The sequence below is a fragment of the Delftia sp. GW456-R20 genome (assembly GCF_001622915.1).
GTDB lineage: Bacteria > Pseudomonadota > Gammaproteobacteria > Burkholderiales > Burkholderiaceae_C > Comamonas > Comamonas acidovorans.
Window position 1 is genome coordinate 222,943 of record NZ_LWCN01000003.1, and the last position, 19,584, is coordinate 242,526.

The 19,584-nt window shown below is 69.8% G+C and carries 18 protein-coding genes; 9 read left to right on the forward strand and 9 right to left on the reverse strand.

Annotated features, from left to right (window positions below; genetic code table 11):
• Positions 1-8: 8 nt before the first annotated feature.
• Complete coding sequence (locus tag A4F85_RS02345; RefSeq protein WP_063325537.1) at positions 9-410, forward strand: DsrE family protein; 402 nt, start codon at positions 9-11, stop codon at positions 408-410.
• Here A4F85_RS02345 and A4F85_RS02350 read toward each other — a convergent pair.
• Positions 395-859: a hypothetical protein gene (locus tag A4F85_RS02350; protein WP_012206046.1), complete on the reverse strand. Its 465-nt coding sequence runs from the start codon at positions 857-859 to the stop codon at positions 395-397. The genes A4F85_RS02345 and A4F85_RS02350 overlap by 16 nt on opposite strands.
• 334 nt (positions 860-1,193) lie before the next feature.
• Between A4F85_RS02350 and dsrO the strand changes: the two genes are divergently transcribed.
• From dsrO to A4F85_RS02365, 3 genes are all read left to right on the forward strand, one after another.
• A complete protein-coding gene (dsrO, locus tag A4F85_RS02355; protein ID WP_063325938.1) occupies positions 1,194-2,039 on the forward strand; it encodes a sulfate reduction electron transfer complex DsrMKJOP subunit DsrO in 846 nt (281 codons plus the stop codon).
• A 16-nt stretch (positions 2,040-2,055) separates the two neighbouring features.
• Positions 2,056-3,099: an NrfD/PsrC family molybdoenzyme membrane anchor subunit gene (gene nrfD / locus A4F85_RS02360; protein ID WP_063325538.1), complete on the forward strand. Its 1,044-nt coding sequence runs from the start codon at positions 2,056-2,058 to the stop codon at positions 3,097-3,099.
• Between the two features lie 78 nt (positions 3,100-3,177).
• Positions 3,178-6,378, forward strand: a complete 3,201-nt coding sequence (locus tag A4F85_RS02365) for a tetrathionate reductase subunit A (RefSeq protein WP_063325539.1) — start codon at positions 3,178-3,180, stop codon at positions 6,376-6,378.
• On the opposite strand, the gene A4F85_RS02370 is transcribed toward A4F85_RS02365, so the two are convergent.
• From A4F85_RS02370 to A4F85_RS02405, 8 genes are all read right to left on the reverse strand, one after another.
• Complete coding sequence (locus tag A4F85_RS02370) at positions 6,379-7,833, reverse strand: efflux transporter outer membrane subunit (RefSeq protein WP_063325540.1); 1,455 nt, start codon at positions 7,831-7,833, stop codon at positions 6,379-6,381. It lies immediately after the preceding gene.
• Positions 7,830-9,023, reverse strand: a complete 1,194-nt coding sequence (locus tag A4F85_RS02375; protein WP_063325541.1) for an HlyD family secretion protein — start codon at positions 9,021-9,023, stop codon at positions 7,830-7,832. Before A4F85_RS02375 ends, A4F85_RS02370 begins: the two co-directional genes overlap by 4 nt.
• 29 nt (positions 9,024-9,052) lie before the next feature.
• The gene (locus A4F85_RS02380; protein ID WP_012206052.1) at positions 9,053-10,828 is read right to left on the reverse strand and encodes an MFS transporter; all 1,776 of its coding nucleotides are present in this window, start codon (positions 10,826-10,828) and stop codon (positions 9,053-9,055) included.
• Position 10,829: 1 nt separating this feature from the next.
• A complete protein-coding gene (locus A4F85_RS02385; RefSeq protein WP_013802028.1) occupies positions 10,830-11,378 on the reverse strand; it encodes a TetR/AcrR family transcriptional regulator in 549 nt (182 codons plus the stop codon).
• 104 nt (positions 11,379-11,482) lie between these two features.
• A complete protein-coding gene (locus tag A4F85_RS02390; RefSeq protein ID WP_063325542.1) occupies positions 11,483-12,400 on the reverse strand; it encodes a pseudouridine synthase in 918 nt (305 codons plus the stop codon).
• Positions 12,401-12,412: 12 nt separating this feature from the next.
• The gene (locus A4F85_RS02395; protein ID WP_012206055.1) at positions 12,413-12,829 is read right to left on the reverse strand and encodes a putative toxin-antitoxin system toxin component, PIN family; all 417 of its coding nucleotides are present in this window, start codon (positions 12,827-12,829) and stop codon (positions 12,413-12,415) included.
• Positions 12,826-13,053, reverse strand: a complete 228-nt coding sequence (locus A4F85_RS02400) for an AbrB/MazE/SpoVT family DNA-binding domain-containing protein (RefSeq protein WP_013802025.1) — start codon at positions 13,051-13,053, stop codon at positions 12,826-12,828. Before A4F85_RS02400 ends, A4F85_RS02395 begins: the two co-directional genes overlap by 4 nt.
• 64 nt (positions 13,054-13,117) lie before the next feature.
• Complete coding sequence (locus tag A4F85_RS02405) at positions 13,118-13,873, reverse strand: GntR family transcriptional regulator (protein ID WP_047216965.1); 756 nt, start codon at positions 13,871-13,873, stop codon at positions 13,118-13,120.
• A gap of 138 nt (positions 13,874-14,011) precedes the next feature.
• Here A4F85_RS02405 and A4F85_RS02410 point away from each other — a divergent pair, with 138 nt between their 5' ends.
• The 5 genes from A4F85_RS02410 to A4F85_RS02430 all read left to right on the forward strand — a co-directional run bounded on the left by A4F85_RS02410 (position 14,012) and on the right by A4F85_RS02430 (position 19,543).
• Entirely contained in the window at positions 14,012-14,806 is a 795-nt protein-coding gene (locus A4F85_RS02410; protein WP_063325543.1) for an SDR family oxidoreductase, read from the forward strand.
• Positions 14,807-14,860: 54 nt separating this feature from the next.
• Positions 14,861-15,793: a 3-keto-5-aminohexanoate cleavage protein gene (locus tag A4F85_RS02415; RefSeq protein WP_063325544.1), complete on the forward strand. Its 933-nt coding sequence runs from the start codon at positions 14,861-14,863 to the stop codon at positions 15,791-15,793.
• 46 nt (positions 15,794-15,839) lie between these two features.
• Positions 15,840-16,718, forward strand: coding sequence for an SMP-30/gluconolactonase/LRE family protein (locus A4F85_RS02420; RefSeq protein ID WP_016446247.1), 879 nt, complete (start codon positions 15,840-15,842; stop codon positions 16,716-16,718).
• A gap of 121 nt (positions 16,719-16,839) precedes the next feature.
• Positions 16,840-18,159 carry an MFS transporter gene (locus tag A4F85_RS02425; protein WP_063325545.1) on the forward strand — a complete coding sequence of 440 codons (1,320 nt, stop codon included), beginning with the start codon at positions 16,840-16,842 and terminating at the stop codon, positions 18,157-18,159.
• Positions 18,160-18,196: 37 nt separating this feature from the next.
• The gene (locus tag A4F85_RS02430; protein WP_063325546.1) at positions 18,197-19,543 is read left to right on the forward strand and encodes an MFS transporter; all 1,347 of its coding nucleotides are present in this window, start codon (positions 18,197-18,199) and stop codon (positions 19,541-19,543) included.
• The last annotated feature ends 41 nt before the right edge of the window (positions 19,544-19,584 follow it).

Here is a 19,584-nt window from a genome sequence, read left to right on the forward strand (position 1 = left end):
GGACGACCATGAGCACAAGCCGTTCTCCCGCCGCTTCCACATCCTCCAGCGACTGGAGCGACCTGTTCCCCGCCCGGCCGGATGCGCCGCCGCTGCGCATCGTGCTGCATGCGCCCACGCCCGGCGCCCTGGCCCGTGCGCGCAGCAATCTGGCCAACCTGCGCCAGGACCGGCCCGGTGCCGAGGTCCGCATCGTCATCAACGGCCCGGCCGTCGAGGCGCTGCTGGACGCCGCGCCGGGCACGCCGCAGCATCTGGATGCGGCCGCCCTGGCCCATGCGCTGGTCTGCCCGAACACGCTCAGGAAGCTCGGCCGCGAGGCGCCTGCCGGCATGCGCGTGCTGCCGCAGGGCGGCATCGAGTCACTGGCCCTGCTGCAGCAGTCGGCCTGGTGCTACGTGCGCTGCTGAGCGGCCTGCGCCAGCGAGGCCAGGCAGCGCGCCTGCCATTGGTACTCGGGCTCGAACGATTCGCGGTCCGTGACAGCGCCGTGGCCGCCCTCGCCATAGACCATGGCGTAGGCCGCATAGTCGGCCGCCTGCAGCGCCCGGCCCGCCAGCCCATGCGCCGTGGCATAGGTGGCGGACACGGCGGCATGGCCGCAGCCGTCGAGGGAGCGTGATCCCTGGTGGTGGTTGGCCAGGCTGGCCGCCTCGCGGGCCAGGCGGTCCAGCTCCTGCCTGTCGATCTGGCCGTCCAGGTAGCGGCGAAGGCCTTGTGCGCAGCGGATGACGTCCGGGTCTTCCAGCAGGTGCGCGATGCGGTCCACGCAGGCCTGTGTGAATTGCAGCCTCAGGTGCTCGCCGGCTTCGGCGGCAAGGTCCAGTTCCGAAGCAAGGCTGTTCAGGGCATGGTTCATGGAGAACTCCTTGGCAGTGGCGACACAAGCAGCGTAGACCGGGGCCGCGCGCGGAAACAAGAGGGTGATTTCCGATACGCGCCCCGCATTCCCGAGGAATGCAGTCACCCTGTTAACCCCGTCTTAATCCCTGCGCCACACGCTATGGACTGCCTTGGGCGCCTGTCCATGGCAGGCAGTCGGCAGCCACTTGGAAAGCCCATTGCTTGACTCACATCAAGCCACCAAGGCCCTGAATTTCATATATTAAATTCAATATAAAAAGCATATTTTTAATGCTTTATTGAGTTTGAGCGACCACCCTCCGTGGCCGCAGGACGATGAAAGACAGGCCATGCCAAAAACATCCCGCGCCGGCAGCGGCTGCAACGACTGCAGCTGCAAGCCCTCCTCCCAGGACATCCCCGCCCGCACCGCCGCCCATGCACAGCCCGCCGCAGGAAAGCGCGGCTTCCTGCAGGACCTGCTGGCCGCTGCCATGGCGGCCGTGGCCCTGCCCGTGGCGGCGGCCACGCCCGGCACCCCAGGTTTTCAACCACCGCGCCGCCCCGGCGAGGCCGGCAGGCGCTACGGCATGCTGGTGGACCTGCGCCGCTGCATAGGCTGCCAGGCCTGCACGGTGAGCTGCTCCATGGAGAACCTGCCGCCGCTGGGCCAGTTCCGCACCACGGTGCTGCAGTACGAGGTGCAGCACGCGGGCAACGAGGACCTGCCGCCGGCCATGCTCAACCTGCCGCGCCTGTGCAACCACTGCGACAACCCGCCCTGCGTGCCGGTCTGCCCGGTGCAGGCCACCTTCCAGCGCAGCGACGGCATCGTGCTGGTGGACAACGAGCGCTGCGTGGGCTGCGGCTACTGCGTGCAGGCCTGCCCCTATGACGCACGCTTCATCAACCACGAGACGCAGACCGCCGACAAGTGCACCTTCTGCGAGCACCGCCTGGAAGCCGGCCTGCTGCCGGCCTGCGTGGAAAGCTGCGTGGGCGGCGCCCGCGTGATCGGCGACCTCAACGACGAGGGCAGCGAGATCCGCCAGCGCATGCGCGAGCACGCCAAGGACCTCAAGGTGCTCAAGCCCGCCATGGGCACGGACCCGCATGTGTACTACCTGGGATTGCCCGACGCCTTCGTCGACGGCGTGGACGGGCAGGCCAGCGTGCGGCTGGTCACTTCCCACTGAACGCAAGGAGCACCCCATGCACATCGTCGAACTCCTGACCCCCGCCTACGAATCGGCCTGGCTGCCCTGGGCCGTGCAGTACTTCTTCCTGGCCGGCATTGCCACGGGCGCCGCCCTGCTGGCCGCCGCCTGCGCCTGGGCGCCGCGCGGCAGCGCCATGGCGCGCCTGCTGCCGGCCGCCGTGCTGGTGCTGGCCGTCAGCGCCATCGCCGCACCCGTGTCGCTGCTGGCCGACCTGCACCAGCCTGCGCGCTTCTGGCATTTCTATGCGCACTTCACGCCGTGGTCGTGGATGTCGGTGGGCGCCCTGCTGCTGCCCGTCTTCGTGGGACTGGCGCTGGCCTTCGTGCTGGCCTGGTGGCTGGGCCGGCCGCAGTGGCTGCGCTGGCTGGCGCCGCTGCTGGCCGTGTCGGCGCTGACCATCACCGCCTATACCGGCGCCGAGCTGATGGCCGTGCGCTCGCGCCCGCTGTGGAACACGCTGTGGGTGCCGCTGAACCTGGCGCTCACGGGCTGGCTGGCCACGGTGGGCTGCATGCTGGTGACGGCGCGCTTTCTGCCCGCCCGCCACCGCCCCGATGCCGGCGCCCTGCAGGCCCTGCGCGTGCTGGGCCTGGCGCTGGCGCTGTGCCTGCTGGCCATGGTGGCGGTCTGGGCCGTTGCCGGCTGGCTGGGCCAGGGCCGCTCCTTCCAGGCGGCGCTGCAGCTGTGGCAGCAGTTTCCGGTCTGGCGCCTGAGCATGCTGGGCTCGGCCGTGGCCGGTGCCGCCTTGCTGTGGGCCCTGGTGCGGGGCGGGCAGCGCATGGCCTGCCCGCGCTACACGCTGGCCCTGGGGCTGGGCCTGGCCACCGCGGCCTGGGCCTTCCGCTGGGCGCTGTTCATGGGCGTGCAAGGCGTGCCCAAGTACGGCGCGGGCCTGTACATCTACCACATGCCGCTGGGCGGCGACGGCCTGCTGGGCATGCTGGGCGTGGCCGGCCTGTGCATTGCACTGGTGACGCTCGCCACCTGGGCGCTGGAGCTGTTTCCCGCGCGCTCGGCCACGGCCCGCGCCCTCTGACACCGCCGCCCTGACGACCCCTTACCCATTCACGGAGCGCGGCCCGCCACCGGCCGGCCGCGCCACAGAAAGCCTTTCATGACCGACAAGAAGAAACTCCCCCAAGCTCCCGAAGATTCCCTGGATGCCGAGGCCACACGCCGCCGCCTGCTGCTGCGCGGCGGACTCACCGCCGGTGGGCTGGCCGCCTTTGCGGCCGGCTACGGTGAAACACTGGCGCGCGGTGCCAAGGGCCTGGTCGCAGGCACCTCGGGCACGCCCACGGCCAGCGCCACGCGCGGCAATTCGCTGACGCCGGAGTTCCGCATCGACCCGGCCACGGGCGCGCTCGCCACCCAGCCCGGCCAGGTGGTCAGCCCGTCCAGCTGCCTGGGCTGCTGGACGCAGTGCGGCGTGCGCGTGCGTGTCGATACCGCCAGCAACCGCATCCTGCGCGTGGCAGGCAACCCCTACCACCCACTGGCCACCACGCGCCCGGCCGCCATGGAAGAACCCGTGCGCGAGGTCTACGCCAAGCTGGGCAAGGAGCTGGGCCTGGAGGGCCGCGCCACGTCCTGCGCGCGCGGCTCGTCCATGCTGGAGCACCAGAGTGCGCCGCACCGCGTGCTCACCCCGCTCAAGCGCGTGGGCCCGCGCGGTAGCGGCCGCTGGCAGAGCATTTCCTTCGAGCAGCTGGTGCAGGAAGTCTGCGAGGGCGGCGATCTGTTCGGCGAAGGCCAGGTCGATGGCCTGCGCGCCATCTGGGACACCAGGACGCCGCTGGACGCCGACAACCCCGAGTTCGGCCCGCGCTCCAACCAGTTGCTGGTGACCGACGCCTCCAACGAAGGCCGCGCCCAGCTGCTGCGCCGCTTTGCGGGGCCGTCCTTCGGCACCGTGAACGTCAGCAACCACGGCGCCTACTGCGGCCAGAGCTTTCGCGTGGGTGCGGCAGCGGCCCTGGGCGACCTGCCCGGCATGCCGCACGGCAAGCCGGACTGGAGCCATGCCAGCTTCGGCCTGTTCATCGGCGCGGCGCCCGCGCAGTCCGGCAACCCCTTCCAGCGCCAGGGCCGCGAGCTGGCCGAGGCCCGCTCGCGCGAGGACAACCGTTTCCGCTACGTGGTGGTCTCGCCCGTGCTGCCGACCTCGTCCAGCCTGGCTGCGGGCAGCGGCAACCGCTGGCTGGCCGTCAAGCCGGCCAGCGACCTGGCCCTGGCCATGGCGCTGATCCGTGTCATCCTGGACGAGGCGCGCCATGACACGGGCTTTCTCGCCCAGCCCGGCCCGGCCGCCATGCAGGCGGCGGGCGAGGCGTCCTGGAGCAATGCCACGCACCTGCTGGTCAACGAGCCCGGCCACCCGCGCCATGGCAGCTTTCTGCGTGGCGCCGACCTGGGCTGGGCCCTGCCCGCGCCAGCCGAAGACGGCAAGCCGGCCCAGGATGTGTTCGTGGTGCAGCGTGCCGATGGCAGCCTGGCGCCGCACACCCAGGCCGAGCCTGCACAGCTGATGGTGCGCACCCGCGTGGCCGTGCCCGGCATGAAGGCCGAAGGCGCGGACCAGGCCCCCGAGCTGTCGGTCTGCTCCTCGCTGGCCAAGCTGCATGAGCAGGCCAGCCTCAAGACACTGGACGAGTACGCGGCGCTGTGCGGCGTGGCGCGCGGCGAGATCGAGGCGCTGGCGCGCGAGTTCACCAGCCATGGCAAGCGCGCCGTGGCCGATGCGCACGGCGGCACCATGAGCGGCGCGGGCTTCTACACCGCCTACGCCATCAGCATGCTCAACACCCTGGTGGGCAACCTCAACGTGCAAGGCGGCCTGGTGCTGGATGCCGGCCCGTTCGGCCCCTTCGGCCCGGGCCCGCGCTACGACTTCGCCAACTTCGACGGCAAGGTCAAGCCGCGCGGCCTGGCGCTGTCACGCCACCGCCAGCCCTACGAGAAAAGCGCGGAATTCCAGCGCAAGCGCGAGGGCCAGCCCGAGGGCGCGAAGGACTACCCCGCCGCCCAGGCCCCGTGGTACCCGGCCGTGGGCGGCCTGTCCAGCGAGATGCTGTCCAGCGCGCTGGCCGGCTACCCCTACCGCGCCAAGGCCTGGATCAACCACATGAGCAACCCCGTCTACGGCATTGCGGGCTTTCGCAATGCGCTGGTGGACGATCTCAAGGACCCGAAGAAGCTGCCGCTGATCGTCTCCATCGATCCCTTCATCAACGAGACCAGCGCGCTGGCCGATTTCATCGTGCCCGATACCGTGACCTACGAGAGCTGGGGCATCTCGGCGCCCTGGGCCGACGTGGTGGCCAAAAGCTCCACCGTGCGCTGGCCCGTGGTGCAGCCCGCCGTGGCGCGCACGGCCGGCGGCCAGCCCGTGAACGTGGAGAGCTTCCTCTTTGCCGTGGCAGAACGGCTGGGCCTGCCCGGCTTTGGCGAGGCCGCCATCAAGGACGCCCAGGGCCAGCCCCATGCGCTGCGCTCGGCCGAGGACTTCTTCATCCACGCCCTGGCCAACGTGGCCTGGGCAGGCGGCAAGCCCGTGCCGGCGGCCAGCGATGACGACATCGCCATCACCGGCGTGGACAGGCTGGTGCCCGCGCTGCGCCAGCGCCTGAAGGACGATGAATGGCGCCAGGTGGCCATGCTGCTGACGCGCGGCGGGCGCTTCGACCGCATCGAGGACGCCTGGAAGGACGGCCACACCCGCAAGGCCCACGCGCCTGCCCTGCAGGTGTGGAGCGAGGAGCTGGCCCGCATGCGCCACGCCATGACGGGCGAGCGCTACAGCGGCTGCCCCACCTGGTATCCGGCGCGGCTGGCCGACGGCAGCGCCATGCGCACGCATTTCGGCGAGCAGCAATGGCCGCTGCTGCTGACCTCGTACAAGTCCAACCTGATGAGTTCCATGTCGATTGCCGTCTCGCGGCTGCGCCAGGTGCATCCGCACAACCCGGTGTCCCTGCACCGCGATGACGCCGAGCGGCTGGGCATCGCCAACGGCGACACGGTGCGCATCCGCACGCCGGGCGGCGCGGTGACGGCCGTGGCCATGGTGCGCGACGGCGTGATGCCGGGCACCGTGGCCATCGAGCACGGCTACGGCCACCGCGAGCTGGGCGCGGGCCGCCACAGCATCGACGGCAAGCCCATGCCGGTGAACGCCGAGCATGCCAATGGCGTGAACCTCAATGACCTGGGCTTTGCCGATCCCACGCGGCCCGGCTGCAAAAACGTGTGGGTGGACTGGGTGTCCGGCGCCACGGTGCGCCAGGGCCTGCCTGCGCGCATCGAGAAGGTCTGATCAGCGGGCGGAGCTGGCGACGGGTGAAGTAACGGGTGTAGCGCCTGGTGTGGTGGCGGCCTGCCAGCCGCCGCCCAGCGCCTGGTACAGCGCAATGGCGTTTTCCAGCTGGCTCTGGCGCAGGCGTATGACTTCCTGCTGGGCCTGGAACAGATTGCGCTGGGCGTCCAGCTCTTCCAGGTAGCTGGCGTAGCCGGCCTCGTAGCGGTCCTTGGCAAAGCCCAGGGAACGCTGCAGCACCGCCTCGCGCTCGCTGGCGTGCTGCCACTGCGACTGCAGGCGCTGGGTGCCGACCAGGGCGTTTTCCACATCGGCCAGGGCCTTGATCACCACGCCCCGGTAGGCATAGGCGGCCTGGTCGCGCTGGGCGGTCACGGCGTCGAACTGGCCCTGCAGCCGTCCGCCCGTGAACAGAGGTGCCAGCACGCTGCCGCCCAGGGCCCAGACCGTTGCCGGGTGGTATTGCAGGGCATTGACCAGCAGGCTGCCGGCGCTGGCCGTCAGCGAGACCTGGGGCAGGAAGGCGGTGCGCTGCACGGCCAGGCTTTCGTCGGCGGCCGCCAGCTGCAGTTGGGCCCGTGCAATGTCGGGGCGGCGCTGCAGCAAGGCCGAAGGCAGGCCGGCGGCCGGCGCAGGCGGCGGTGCGCCCAGCGCAGCGGACTGGCCGTCGCTTGTTGCCATGAGCGCGGCTGCCTGCTCGTCACCCTCGCCGCCGGCCAGCAGCAGGAGCGCCGTGCGCTGGCGCGCCAGCGACAGTTCCAGCTGCTCCACGGCCTGCTGCACGGATTGCAGCTCGGCCTGTGCCTGGGTGAGCTGCAGCTGCGAGGTGTAGCCCACGCGCGCCTGATCGTCAGCCAGGCGCAGGGCCTGTTCGCGCGAGCGGGCCGTGGCCTGGGCCACTTGCAGCTGCGACTGCAGCGAGCGCAGGCCCACATAGGCCTGGGCCGTGGTGGCGGCCACGGCCAGGGCCACGGCGTCGCGGTCGGCCTCGCTGGCCTGCAGGCGCAGGGCGGCGGCCTTTTCCAGGTGGGCGATGCGGCCCCACAGATCAGGCTCCCAGCTGGCCTGCAGGCCGGGCTGAACCGAGCGCGTGTGCGCCAGGCCCCTCGCGCCCAGGCTGCGGCCCGTGGAGGCGCCGACCGTGGCCGAGAGCTGGGGCAGGCCCGCAGCGCCTGCCACATCCAGGTTGGCCCGCGCCTCATCCACGCGCGACAGGGCCAGCAGCACATCGTTGTTGCGGAACTGGGCCAGTTCCACCCAGCGCGTGAGCAGCGGATCGCCAAAGGCCTGCCACCACGATGCCTGGACGGCGGCGGCCGGCTCCTGCCCTGCCCCGCTCCACTGGGCGGGCATGGCGGGCCGGGCCGCTTCGGGCGCGGTGTTCAGCGGCGGCACGCTGCAGCCGGCCAGCGCGGCGGCGCAGGCGATGGCCATGGCCAGTGCGCGGGCGGTCATGGGCGGGCCTCCGGTTGGGGTACGGGTTGCTGTGCGGGTTGGGGCTCAGGCTGCGCCGTATCCAGCCGCACCACCACCGACATGCCCGCGCGCAGCCGCGCGGCCAGCTCCTGGTCGGGATCGATTGCAATCTTGACCGGCAGGCGCTGCACGACCTTGGTGAAGTTGCCCGTGGCGTTGTCGGCCTTGAGCACGCTGAATTCCGAGCCCGTGGCCGGCGCGATCTCCAGCACGCGGCCCGTGAGGTGGGCGCCGCCCAGCGCATCGACGCTGAAGCGCACTGCCTGGCCTATGCGCACCTGGGCGGTCTGGGTCTCCTTGAAGTTGGCCACCACCCACAGCGTGTGCGGCACCACGTACATGAGCTGGGAGCCGGCCGTGACGTACTGGCCCTGGCGCACACCCACCTCGCTGACCTGGCCATCGCCGGGCGCGTGCACCACGGTGTTGTCCAGGTTGATCTGGGCCTGGCGCAGCTGAGCCTCGGCCATCTGGACCTGGGCTTCGAGCGAGGCGCGGTTCACCGTCGTCGCCTTGATCTTCTGGGCGTTGATCTCGATGTCGGCCTGGGCCTTGGCCACGTTGGTGGCCGCCAGGCGCGCGGTGGCACGCACCTTGTCGCGCTCGTTGAGCGAGACGGAGCCGCGCTCGGACAGCGCCTGCACGCGCTGCAGTTCGGCTGCGGCGCGGTCGGATTCGGCCTGCGCCGCCGCCAGGCCGGCGCGGCTGGCGCCCAGCGTGGCGCGGTTCTGGGCCTGGGTCTGGTCGGCATTGGCCAGCTGTGCGCGGGCATTGGCCAGCTGGGCCTGCGCCTGGGCCTGGGCGGCTTCGTAGGTGCGTGCGTCGATGCGCACCAGGGGCTGGCCGGCCTTGACGTTCTCGTAGTCCTGCACCAGCACCTCGGTCACATAGCCGCTGACCTGGGGCGCGAGCACGGTGACGGCGCCGCGCACATAGGCGTTGTCGGTGCTGACCACGGTGCCCGCGAAGGGGAACAGGTTCCACGCACGCAGCACCAGCAGCACGCCGGCCAGTGCGACCACCAGCATCACCAGCACGCTGCGCAGCGAGGGTTTGATGAGCTTGGGCGATGGCGAAGGTGAAGGTGAAGGCGAAGGCGCCGCAGCGGGAGCCGGCGCAGGCGAGGCAGAGGCGGCCGTGCCGCCATTGGAATTTTCGGAGTCACTCATGTTGTTGTCTTTTCTCTGGGCGAACGGTTTCAGGCGCGGGCGACGGGTTGGGTGGGTGGCTGGCCCGGCGCGTCCTGCGGCGCGGCGGCATCGGTGCCGCGCATGGCCGAGGCATCGGCAGCGGCGGCGCGCATGCGCTCCACGAAGGCGCGCTGGCGTGCGCGGCCGGCCAGGGCCAGCATCCACAGCAGGTAGAGCACGGCCACGCCGGCCGTGAGCGCGAACACGTCGTTGTAGGCGCGCACATTGGCCTCGCGGCGTGCGGCCTGCGCCAGCTGGGCCGTGCCCTGGGCCGCACGCAGGGCCGGGTCGGCAATGACGCGGGCCAGGCTTTGCTGCTGCAGACGCAGGCGGTCTGCCACGATGGGGTCGGTGGGATCGACGTCGGCCACGATGGCGGCCGAATACACCTGCTCGCGGTGCATCTGGTAGGTGCTCAGCAGGGCCGAGCCCATGAGCGCGCCCATGGCCTGCGTCATGGAGATGGTGACGATGGCCGTCAGCATGTAGTGCGCGCCGAACTTCAGGCCCTGCACCACGCCGATCAGCATCAGCGGCCCCATGAACAGGCCCGCGCCCACGGCCATGAGGAACTGGCTGCCGAAGAAGTCCTCGGGCCGGGCCAGGCTGGTGCGGCTGTGGTCCAGCCAGGCCGCCAGCGCGAACAGCACGATGGAGCCCACGATCTGCTTGCCCATGTTCTCCAGCCCGAAGGTCAGCGCCGACACGGCAATGCCCGCGATGGTGCCCAGCAGGATGACGATGAACAGCGGCTGCATCTGGTCCACCGTCATGCCCAGCATGCGCTGCATGCCGATCACGCCATAGGTCTGCTCGGTGGTCAGAAAGCGCAGCAGCAGCGCACCGATCACGAAGCGCACCGTGGGCGCCAGCACGAACCAGCGCGTCTGCAGCATGGGGTTGCGGCGGTGGTGCTCGATGTACAGCGCCACGCTCAGCAGGACGATGGAGCCGATCAGCATCCAGGCCAGCCAGGGCGTGTCCAGCCACCAGTGGTTGTAGCCCTGCACCAGCACGGCGATCAGCAGACCCACGCCGGGCACCATGAGGAAGAAGGTCAGGAAGTCCAGCCGCTCGAAGCTGCGGATGTGCACGCCCGGCGGCAGCTTGAGCACCACCACGCCCGCGAACGAGATCAGGGCCAGGCCGGCCTCGAACAGGTAGAGGTTGTGCCACTCGCTGTTGAACAGCAGGCCCGGCGACAGGATCCAGGCCAGCGGCGTGGCGATCTGCCCCAGCCCCACGCCGATCACCAGCATCTTGAGCACATGCTTGCGCGGCGCAGCCTGCAGCATGTAGAGCGTGCCCAGCGTGCTGCAGGTGGCGCCCGCCAGGCCGCTGGCCGCGCGCAGCATGAGCAGGCTGGTGTAGCTGCCCAGCACCAGGTGCAGCAGCGTCAGCAGCGCATACAGGCCCAGGCCGATCTCGGCGAACAGCCGCATGCCGAACTGCTGGCGGAATTTGTAGACCAGCAGGTTGGCCGTCATGTTGAGCATGACGTAGGCGCCGGTCAGCCAGGCGGCCTCGGAAGACGTCAGTCCCATCTGGCCCTGGATGGTGGGCAGGTTGGCCGTGAACAGTGCATTGCCCAGGCCGCCCGTCAGCGCCACCAGCACGGCGATCAGGCCATAGGCGGCGCGCACGGCCGGCTGGTGCAGCGGCATGGACGGCGAGCCCGGCAGGCTGGGCTTTTCATGCTCTTCCCAGTCCGGCGGGGGCTTGAGGTAGACGACGGGGGGCGACGGGGGCAGCACGGGCCCCGGTGGAGTGGGTGTGGTGGCCATGTCAGGCCTTCAGGCCTTGCCAGACGATCTGCAGCGCCTTGCGCGCCAGGGTGCGCCGCTGCTGCGGCGTCTCGCCGCGCAGCGAGGCGCCCAGCATGCCGAAGACCAGGGACAGCTCGGCCTGCGTCAGCGGCTGGCGGCAATGGCCGCAGGCCACGGCCCGGTCCATGGCCGGCCGAAAGATCTGCCACATGGCAACGCGGGCCTGGGCGATGACCTCGTCGCCGCGCTCCACGGTGCGCCAGTAATCGGTGATGGGGGCCGAGACCGCAATGCGCTCGGCCAGGCGCGACAGCAGCTTGTAGAAGGCATCGTCGTCCTCGGCCATGGCCTCGGCCGCGAGGCGCATGTTGTCCAGCGAACGCTCCAGCAGCGCCAGCATCAGCGCGCGCCGGTCAGGAAACTGCCGGTACAGCGTGGCGCGGCCGACCTCGGCGCGCTCGACCACCAGGTCCAGCGGCGCGGTCACGCCGTGCTCGGAAAACACGGCATCGGCCGCGTCCAGCAACTGGGCGCGGCGGATATCGGCACTGGGTCTTTTGGAAGTCATGCGGACAATTATCGGACAAAGTTGTCCGTTAAATGTCCGCAACCGGCCTATCCCATGGCGGGGCCATGGGCAAAAACCAACGGTTTCCGGCAGTGGAAAAGCCTCTACAGGTCGGTCAGCGGCAGCAGCTGGCGGCGGCTGTCAAAGCGCCGCGACTGGCCGTCCAGAGGATCGGTGAAGGCCAGGCTGCGCGCCAGCAGCTGCAGCGGGCGCGAGTAGTCGCCCTCGGGCATGTCATGCACTTCGGGATAGAAGCCGTCGCCCCACAGCGGCAGGCCCAGGGCGGCCATGTGCACGCGCAGCTGGTGGCGCTTGCCGCTTTCGGGCTCCAGCCGGTAGCGCGCCCAGCGGCCGTGCTGCTCCAGCACCTGCATGCGGGTGCGGGTGTTGGGCGCGCCGGCCACCTCGTGCATGCGAAAGAAATGGCCGCTTTCCTCCATGCGGCTTTCATGCGTGCGCGGGAAAACCACGTCCTCGCGCCAGGGGGCCACGGCCTCGTAGGTCTTGTGGATGGCGCGGTCGCGGAACAGCGCCTGGTAGATGCCGCGTGTGGCGCGCTGCACCGAAAACACCACCAGCCCCGCCGTGTCGCGGTCGATGCGGTGGATGGGCGACAGCTCGGGCAGGTCGAACTCGCGCTTGAGCCGCACCAGCAGCGTCTGCTGCAGGTACTTGCCGGCCGGCACCACGGGCAGGAAATGCGGCTTGTCGGCCACCAGCAGATGCGCGTCGCGGTGGAGGACCTCGGCCTCGAAGGGAATGGGCGGCTCGGCCTGCAGCTCGCGGTAGTAGTAGTAGCGCAGGCCCGGCGCAAAGGCCGTGCCTGCATCGGCGGCGCGGCCATGCTCGTCCACCACCTCGCGCAGCGCCAGGCGCCGCAGCCAGTCTTCGCGCGCCACGGCCGGCAGGCGCTCGGCCAGAAAATCGATCAGCAACCCGCCGCCCTGGCTGGGCAGCACCACGCAGCTGGGGCTGACGCCGTCGCGTATGGGAAGAACCTTGGGGTCGTGGGCGTTGTGCATGGATTCCTGCCCTCAGCGCTTGTGCAGCGCTGCCCACTCATCGGGCGTCACGATCAGGCCGGGAAAGCTGTCTCGCAGCGCCAAAAGGTCGCCGTCGCCGGTGATGAGCGCCTGGGCCCGGCCCACATGCGCCAGCACCAGGAACACCTGGTCCTTGTCGTCCCGGCACAGCGGCAATGCAGGCCAGGGCTGCGGCAGTGTGACGACATCGGCCCAGGGCAGGAAATCCTCCAGCAAGGCCTGTTGCTCGGCCGTTGACAGCTTGAACTTCGGGTAGGCGAGCACACGCAGCAATTCGCTGGCCGTTTCCCTGCAGACCAGGGGCTTCAACTGCTGGTGCTGCCAGGCCCGGCGTATCCACGCAAGACGGCCGGACGTGAACAGCAATGCCGAGAGCACGACGTTGGTGTCCAGGACGACACGCATCATTTGCGCGCCCAGGAGGTCGCCTCCTGCACATCCTCATCGGTGATGCCCATCTGCTGCAGCTTGTCGCGGACGGCCTGTGCGCGCTGGACACGCTGCACGTGCACGGGCGTGAGCACGATGCGGCCGTTTTCCACAGCCACCTCGAAATACTCTGCGGCCTCCACCTCGGACACCACGGCCTTGGGCAGGGTGATCTGGTTCTTCGACGTCAATTTGGCAAGCATGGCCGGCTCCTGCAAATGAGAGAAAACACGGAAATCTTACTTCCTTACCTCATTCCTCTGCGTGTCACCGGGCTTCTTCATCTGGCGAGGCTGGCCCGCTCAGTCCACCCACGCCGTTCAACCCGCTGTCCGCCGTCACCAGCACGCCCGCCGAAACGATGTAATCGGCCGCGCTTTCGATGTCGCCGCGCAGCGCCTCCTTCGCGGCAGGCGCATCGCCGCGACGCAGGGCCTCGACCAAGCGTGCATGATGACCGACCGCCACCTGTTCGCTCACGCGGCGCGAGCCCGAGCGCATGTCGTGGTTGAGGATGGGGCCTATGCGCAGCCACAGCGCCTCGATCATCTGCAGCAGCATGGGCATGCCGGCCGCGCTGTAGACGGCGAAGTGGAAATCCTTGTTGAAGGCGATGAGCCGCGCGCCGTCCGGCGAGGCGCTGGCCATCTCGGCCGCAAAGCGGTCCTGCAGGGCGGCGATGCGTTCCAGCTCGGCGGCCGGCAATTGCCGTGCCGCCTGCTCCGTGGCCAGGCCTTCGAGGTTGACGCGGATGCGCGTGATCTCGCGGAAGGCGCTTTCCGTCATCAAGGGCACGCGCAGCGCGCGGTTGGGCGTGAGTTCCAGCGCCTGCTCGGCCACCAGCCGGTGCACGGCCTCGCGCACGGGCATGACGCTGACGCCCAGCGCGCTGGCCGTAGTGCGCAGCGAGATCTGCTCGCCCGGAATCATCTGGCCCGTGATCAGCAATTCCCTGAGCTGTGCATAGACATCGCTGCTGAGGGTCTGCCGTTTGAGTGGGGTGACTAGTTCGTTGATGGCCATGGCGGCGATGGTAGCGCGGCGCCGCCGCTGTCATGCCTCATAGGGTATTCACCATATTTGATCTGTGATCACAGATACAAAATCCAAACCCAACCCGAATCCCTTTCACCTTTGTTTGAGATCCCAAGGAGTCCCCGCATGTGGAAAAACGATCTTCTGGCCGGCCAGCGCGTCCTGGTGACGGCGGGCGCCGCCGGAATCGGCCTGGAAATCAGCCGCGCCTTTGCCGAGGCCGGCGCGCGCGTCATGGTCTGTGACGTGGCCCAGGCCAGCCTGGATGCGCTGGCTGCCGCCCTGCCCGGGGCCAGCGGCCGTCTGGCCGATGTGTCGGATGCCTTGCAGGTGCAGGCCCTGTTCAAGGCCGTGGACAACGAGTTGGGCGGCCTGGACATCCTCGTCAACAACGCCGGGGTGGCAGGCCCCACGGGCGCGGTGGAGACGCTGGACCTGGCCGACTGGCAGCGCACGCTGGATGTGAACATCACCGGCGCCTTCCTGTGCACACGGCTGGCCGTGCCCCGGCTTCGGCAATCGGCACGCGAGGGCCGGCAGGCGGCCATCGTCAACCTGTCTTCGGCGGCAGGCCATCTGGGCATGCCGGGCCGCACGGCCTATTCGGCGTCCAAGTGGGCGGTGATCGGCCTGACCAAGTCGCTGGCGCTGGAGCTGGGCGCAGACGGCATCCGGGTGAACGCCATCCTGCCGGGCGCCGTGGACGGCCCGCGCATCCGCGATGTGATTGCCGCCAAGGCGCAGGCGCGCGGCCTGCCGCTGGAAGACGTCACGCGCAGCTATACGCACCAGGCCGCGCTGGGCCGCATGGCCACGGCGCGCGACATTGCCAACATGGCCGTGTTTGCCGCCAGCCCGCTGGCCGGCCATGTCACGGGCCAGGAGCTGGCCGTCGATGGGCTGACACAGGCGCTGAGCTGAGCGCCCTCTCCTCCTCCCCTCCTCTCGTCTTTTCACCGTTTGCAAGGACCTTCCATGGCCACCCGCACCAAAGCCATCATCACCTGCGCGCCCACGGGCGCCATCCACACGCCCAGCATGTCGCCCCACCTGCCCGTGACGGCCGAGCAGATTGCCCGCGCCGCCATCGATGCCGCCGAGGCCGGCGCCGCCATCGTGCACCTGCATGCCCGCGATCCCCGCGACGGGCGCCCTTCGCAGGACCCTGAGCTGTTCCGCCCCTTTCTCAAGGCGATCCGTGCCGAGTGCGATGCCATCGTCAACATCACCACGGGCGGCAGCCCGCACATGACGGTGCCAGAGCGCATGCGGCCCGTGACCGAGTTCCAGCCCGAGCTGGCCTCGCTGAACATGGGTTCGATGAACTTCGGCCTGTTCCCCATGCTGGAGCGCTTCCCGAACCTGGAACACGCCTGGGAGCGCGAGCACCTGGAAAACAGCCGCAACCTGGTCTTCAAGAACACCTTTGCCGATATCGAAGGCATCCTGCGGCTGGGCCAAGCCCAGGGCACGCGCTTCGAGTTCGAGTGCTACGACATCAGCCACCTGCACAACCTGGCGCATTTCGTGGACCACGGGCTGGTGCAGGGGCCCGTGTTCGTGCAGTCGGTGTTCGGCATCCTGGGCGGCATCGGCGGCCACCCGGAGGACCTGATGCACATGCGGCGCACGGCCGACCGCCTGCTGGGCAGCAACTACCAGTGGTCCATCCTGGGCGCCGGGCGCAACCAGCTGCCGCTGGCCACCATGGGCGCGGCCATGGGCTCGCATGTGCGCGTGGGGCTGGAAGACTCTCTGTGGATAGGCCCGGGGCAGCTGGCCACCTCCAGCGCCGAGCAGGTGCGCCGCATCCGCACCGTGCTCGAGGCCCTGAATGTCGACGTCGCCACGCCTGACGAGGCGCGCCGGATGCTGGGCCTCAAGGGTGCGGCCAACGTGGCCTTCTGAATCGCCTTCCCGGGCCAGCCCCCATGCCACCGAACAGGAGACTCCCATGCAGATCGATATCGTCGCCGACCTCAAGACCACGCTGGGCGAAGGCCCGCTGTGGGACGTCGGGCAGCAGCGCCTGTACTGGATAGACAGCTTCGACGGCCGCATCTTCCGCTGCACGGCCGACGGGCGGGAACTGCGCGCCTGGGAAGTCGGCCAGAAGATTGGCTCCATGGCACTGCGCCGCGACGGCCGCTCGGCCCTGGTGGCGCTGCACGGCGGCGTGCACACGCTGGACCTGGAAAGCGGCGAGCTGGAGCTGGTCGTCGCCCCCGAGTCCCACCTTCCCGGCAACCGGCTCAACGACGGCAAGGTGGACCGGCAGGGCCGCTTCGTCTTCGGCTCCATGGACACCCTGGAGGAGCAGCCTTCGGCGCGGCTGTACCGGCTGGACACGGACCTGAGCCTGCATGTGCTGGACGAGGGCATCATCTGCTCGAACGGCCCGTGCTGGAGCCCGGACGGCACGACGCTCTATTTCTCGGACACGTGGAGCGGCGAGATCCGGGCCTACGACTACGACACGGCCACGGGCCATGCCAGCGGCCGCCGGACCTTTGCCCCGGTCGACACCAGCGGTGGCGGCGCGGCCGACGGGGCCACGGTCGATGCCGAAGGCTGCCTGTGGCAGGCCCTGGTGTACGCGGGCCAGCTGGTGCGCTACACGCCGGACGGCCGGGTGGACCGGGTGATAGAGATGCCGGTGCGCAAGGTGACCAGCGTGATGTTCGGCGGGCCCGGGCTCGACACGCTTTACGTCACCTCCATGGGCAAGCCGCCGTTGCCGCGTTTCCCGGGCGACGGCCAGTCCCGTGGCGCGCTGTTCGCCGTCAAGGGGCTGGGCGTGCGTGGCCTGCCCGAGCAGCGCTTCGGCGCCTGAGCACGGAGCCGGGCATGCAGGCCCGGAGCCTTCGCACCGCAACGCCGCCCGCCCCGCGAAGCGGCGCCTTCATCCACACAACAATGAAACGGCACCCCCCGCTGGTGCCCGGGAGACCGCCATGGCCCAGGCCCCGCGCGCTTCGCTGCGCCAGATCCACCGCTATTCATGGGTATCCCTGCTGGTCTGCTGGCTGATCTGGGTACTGAATGCCTACGACCGCGAGATCGTGCTGCGGCTGGGGCCGACCATCTCCCGGCACTTCGGCCTGTCGGCCGACGAATGGGGCACGGTGGCCACCATCGTGATGCTGGCCCTGGCCGTACTGGACATTCCCGGGGCGATCTGGAGCGACCGCTACGGCGCGGGCTGGAAGCGCGCACGCTTTCAGGTGCCCCTGGTGCTGGGCTATACGGCGCTGTCGTTCGCCTCGGGCTTCAAGGCGCTCAGCGGCAGCCTGGCGGGCTTCGTGGCGCTGCGCGTCGGCGTCAACCTGGGCGCCGGCTGGGGCGAGCCCGTGGGCGTGAGCAACACCGCCGAGTGGTGGCCGGTGGAGCGGCGCGGCTTCGCGCTGGGCGCCCACCACACGGGCTATCCGGTGGGCGCCATGCTCAGCGGCCTGGTCGCCGGCTTTGTGCTGTACGCCTTCGGCGAGGAGAACTGGCGCTATGTGTTCTTTGTCGCGCTGGTCGTCGCCATCCCGCTGATGTGGTTCTGGGCGCGCTACTCCACGCCGCAGAAGATGGAACTGCTGTATGCCGACATCGCCGCCCGGGGCATGACCCCGCCGCAGGCCAGCGTGGCGGCGCAGGTGCAAAAAGGCCAGGCCTGGCGCACCCTGCGCAGCACCCTGGCCAACCGCAGCATCGCCCTGACGGCTGGCAACACCCTGCTCACGCAGGTGGTCTACATGGGCATCAACGTGGTGCTGCCCGCCTACCTCTACAACATCATGGGCCTGTCGCTGGCCGAATCGGCAGGCATGAGCGTGGTGTTCACGCTCACCGGCATCGTGGGCCAGCTGGTCTGGCCGGCTCTGTCGGACGTGATCGGGCGCCGCGTCACCCTGGTGATCTGCGGCCTGTGGATGGCCGCCAGCGTGGGCGCCTTCTACTTCGCCGACACCATGGCCCTGGTCGTGGTGATGCAGCTGCTGTTCGGCCTGGTCGCCAATGCGGTCTGGCCCATCTACTACGCGGTGGCCTCGGACTGCGCCCAGCCCGCGGCCACCTCCACGGCCAACGGAATCATCACCACCGCCATGTTCGTGGGCGGCGGCATCGCGCCCGTGCTGATGGGCAGCCTGATCGCCCTGGGCGGCGGCTGGACCAGCCCCGGCGGCTATGCCCTGTGCTTCCTGGTCATGGCTGGCTGCGCGCTGGGCGGCGTGGCCCTGCAGCTGGGCACGCGCGGCAACGCCGCCTCCACCGCCACCGTCTGACTCCGCTTTCCTCCACCCATCTTTCCAAGGATTTGCCATGGTCCATCACCCATCGCCCTCCCCTGTTCACGCGCCGCCCGCACGGCCGCAGCCTGCCGCCGGCGACAGGCAGTCGCTGCTCAACGCCCGCATCTTCCGCAGGCTGATGCCGCTGCTGGTGCTGTCCTATGTGATCAGCTTCATAGACCGCACCAACATCGCGCTGGCCAAGTCGCACATCGAGGTGGACCTGGGCATCTCGGCGGCCGCCTACGGCCTGGGCGCGGGGCTGTTCTTCCTGAGCTACGCCCTGCTGGAAGTGCCAAGCAACCTTGTCATGCACAGGGTGGGCGCGCGGTTCTGGATCACACGGATCATGGTGACCTGGGGCCTGCTGTCGGCCGGCATGGCCTTCATCACCGGAGAGACCTCGTTCTACGTGATGCGCGTGCTGCTGGGCGCGGCCGAGGCGGGGCTGTTCCCCGGCGTGATGCTCTACCTGACCTACTGGTTCGGCCGCGAGGAACGGGCCCGCGCCATCGGCTACTTCCTGCTGGGCGTGTGCATTGCCAACATCCTCAGCGGCCCCGTGGGCGGCGCGCTGCTGCAGATGGACGGCTTCCTGGGCTGGCACGGCTGGCAGTGGATGTTCGTGATCGAGGGCCTGCCCGCCGTGGCGCTGGCCTGGGTGGTCTGGAAGAAGCTGCCAGACGGCCCGGCCAGCGCGCCCTGGCTGACGGCCGCCGAATCGCGCGAGGTACTGCAACGCCTGGAGGCCGAGCAGGACCAGCAGGCCAGCGCCGGCCAGGTGGGCCACTCGCTCCGGGACTGCCTGCGCGACCGCCAGATCTGGCTGGCCATCCTTGTCTACTTCTGCCACCAGATCAGCATCTACACGGTGATCTTCTTCCTGCCGGGCATCATCGGCACCTACGGCCAGCTCTCGCCGCTGCAGATCGGCACGCTCAACTCCGTGCCCTGGATCGCAGCGGCCATAGGTGCGGCCTGGCTGCCGCGCTTTGCCACCCACCCGCAGCGCTGCCGGCGCATGCTGCTGGCGGGCCTGGCCACCATGGCCGCCGGCCTGCTGGTGGCCGCGCTGGCGGGCAAGGCCTCGCCCGCCCTGGGCCTGCTGGGTTTCAGCCTGACGGCGCTGATGTTCTTCGTGGTGCAGTCCGTGGTCTTCCTGTTTCCCGCCTCGCGGCTGGCGGGCGCGGGGCTGGCGGGCGGCATAGCCCTGGTCAATACCTGCGGCCTGGTGGGCGGCTTCATCGGCCCCACGGTGATGGGGATGATCGAACAGGCCACGGGCAGCACGCGCAACGGCCTGTTCATCATGGCGGGCCTGCTGGTGGTGGCCGCCCTGGCATCCACCCGGCTGCGCCAGGGCCAGGAGACGCCGTGATGACGGCCTCTTCCCAGCCGCAGGCCGCGCTGTAGGTCAAT

Bases quoted from the DNA above. Each gene is read 5' to 3' on its own strand.
- A4F85_RS02425 (WP_063325545.1), top strand. From the start codon at position 16,840: ATGGCCCAGGCCCCGCGCGCTTCGCTGCGCCAGATCCACCGCTATTCA.
- A4F85_RS02390 (WP_063325542.1), bottom strand. From the start codon at position 12,400: ATGCACAACGCCCACGACCCCAAGGTTCTTCCCATACGCGACGGCGTC.
- A4F85_RS02365 (WP_063325539.1), top strand. From the start codon at position 3,178: ATGACCGACAAGAAGAAACTCCCCCAAGCTCCCGAAGATTCCCTGGAT.
- A4F85_RS02415 (WP_063325544.1), top strand. From the start codon at position 14,861: ATGGCCACCCGCACCAAAGCCATCATCACCTGCGCGCCCACGGGCGCC.
- nrfD (WP_063325538.1), top strand. From the start codon at position 2,056: ATGCACATCGTCGAACTCCTGACCCCCGCCTACGAATCGGCCTGGCTG.
- A4F85_RS02385 (WP_013802028.1), bottom strand. From the start codon at position 11,378: ATGACTTCCAAAAGACCCAGTGCCGATATCCGCCGCGCCCAGTTGCTG.
- A4F85_RS02405 (WP_047216965.1), bottom strand. From the start codon at position 13,873: ATGGCCATCAACGAACTAGTCACCCCACTCAAACGGCAGACCCTCAGC.
- A4F85_RS02400 (WP_013802025.1), bottom strand. From the start codon at position 13,053: ATGCTTGCCAAATTGACGTCGAAGAACCAGATCACCCTGCCCAAGGCC.
- A4F85_RS02350 (WP_012206046.1), bottom strand. From the start codon at position 859: ATGAACCATGCCCTGAACAGCCTTGCTTCGGAACTGGACCTTGCCGCC.
- A4F85_RS02430 (WP_063325546.1), top strand. From the start codon at position 18,197: ATGGTCCATCACCCATCGCCCTCCCCTGTTCACGCGCCGCCCGCACGG.
- A4F85_RS02380 (WP_012206052.1), bottom strand. From the start codon at position 10,828: ATGGCCACCACACCCACTCCACCGGGGCCCGTGCTGCCCCCGTCGCCC.
- A4F85_RS02395 (WP_012206055.1), bottom strand. From the start codon at position 12,829: ATGATGCGTGTCGTCCTGGACACCAACGTCGTGCTCTCGGCATTGCTG.
- A4F85_RS02410 (WP_063325543.1), top strand. From the start codon at position 14,012: ATGTGGAAAAACGATCTTCTGGCCGGCCAGCGCGTCCTGGTGACGGCG.
- dsrO (WP_063325938.1), top strand. From the start codon at position 1,194: ATGCCAAAAACATCCCGCGCCGGCAGCGGCTGCAACGACTGCAGCTGC.
- A4F85_RS02370 (WP_063325540.1), bottom strand. From the start codon at position 7,833: ATGACCGCCCGCGCACTGGCCATGGCCATCGCCTGCGCCGCCGCGCTG.
- A4F85_RS02420 (WP_016446247.1), top strand. From the start codon at position 15,840: ATGCAGATCGATATCGTCGCCGACCTCAAGACCACGCTGGGCGAAGGC.
- A4F85_RS02375 (WP_063325541.1), bottom strand. From the start codon at position 9,023: ATGAGTGACTCCGAAAATTCCAATGGCGGCACGGCCGCCTCTGCCTCG.
- A4F85_RS02345 (WP_063325537.1), top strand. From the start codon at position 9: ATGAGCACAAGCCGTTCTCCCGCCGCTTCCACATCCTCCAGCGACTGG.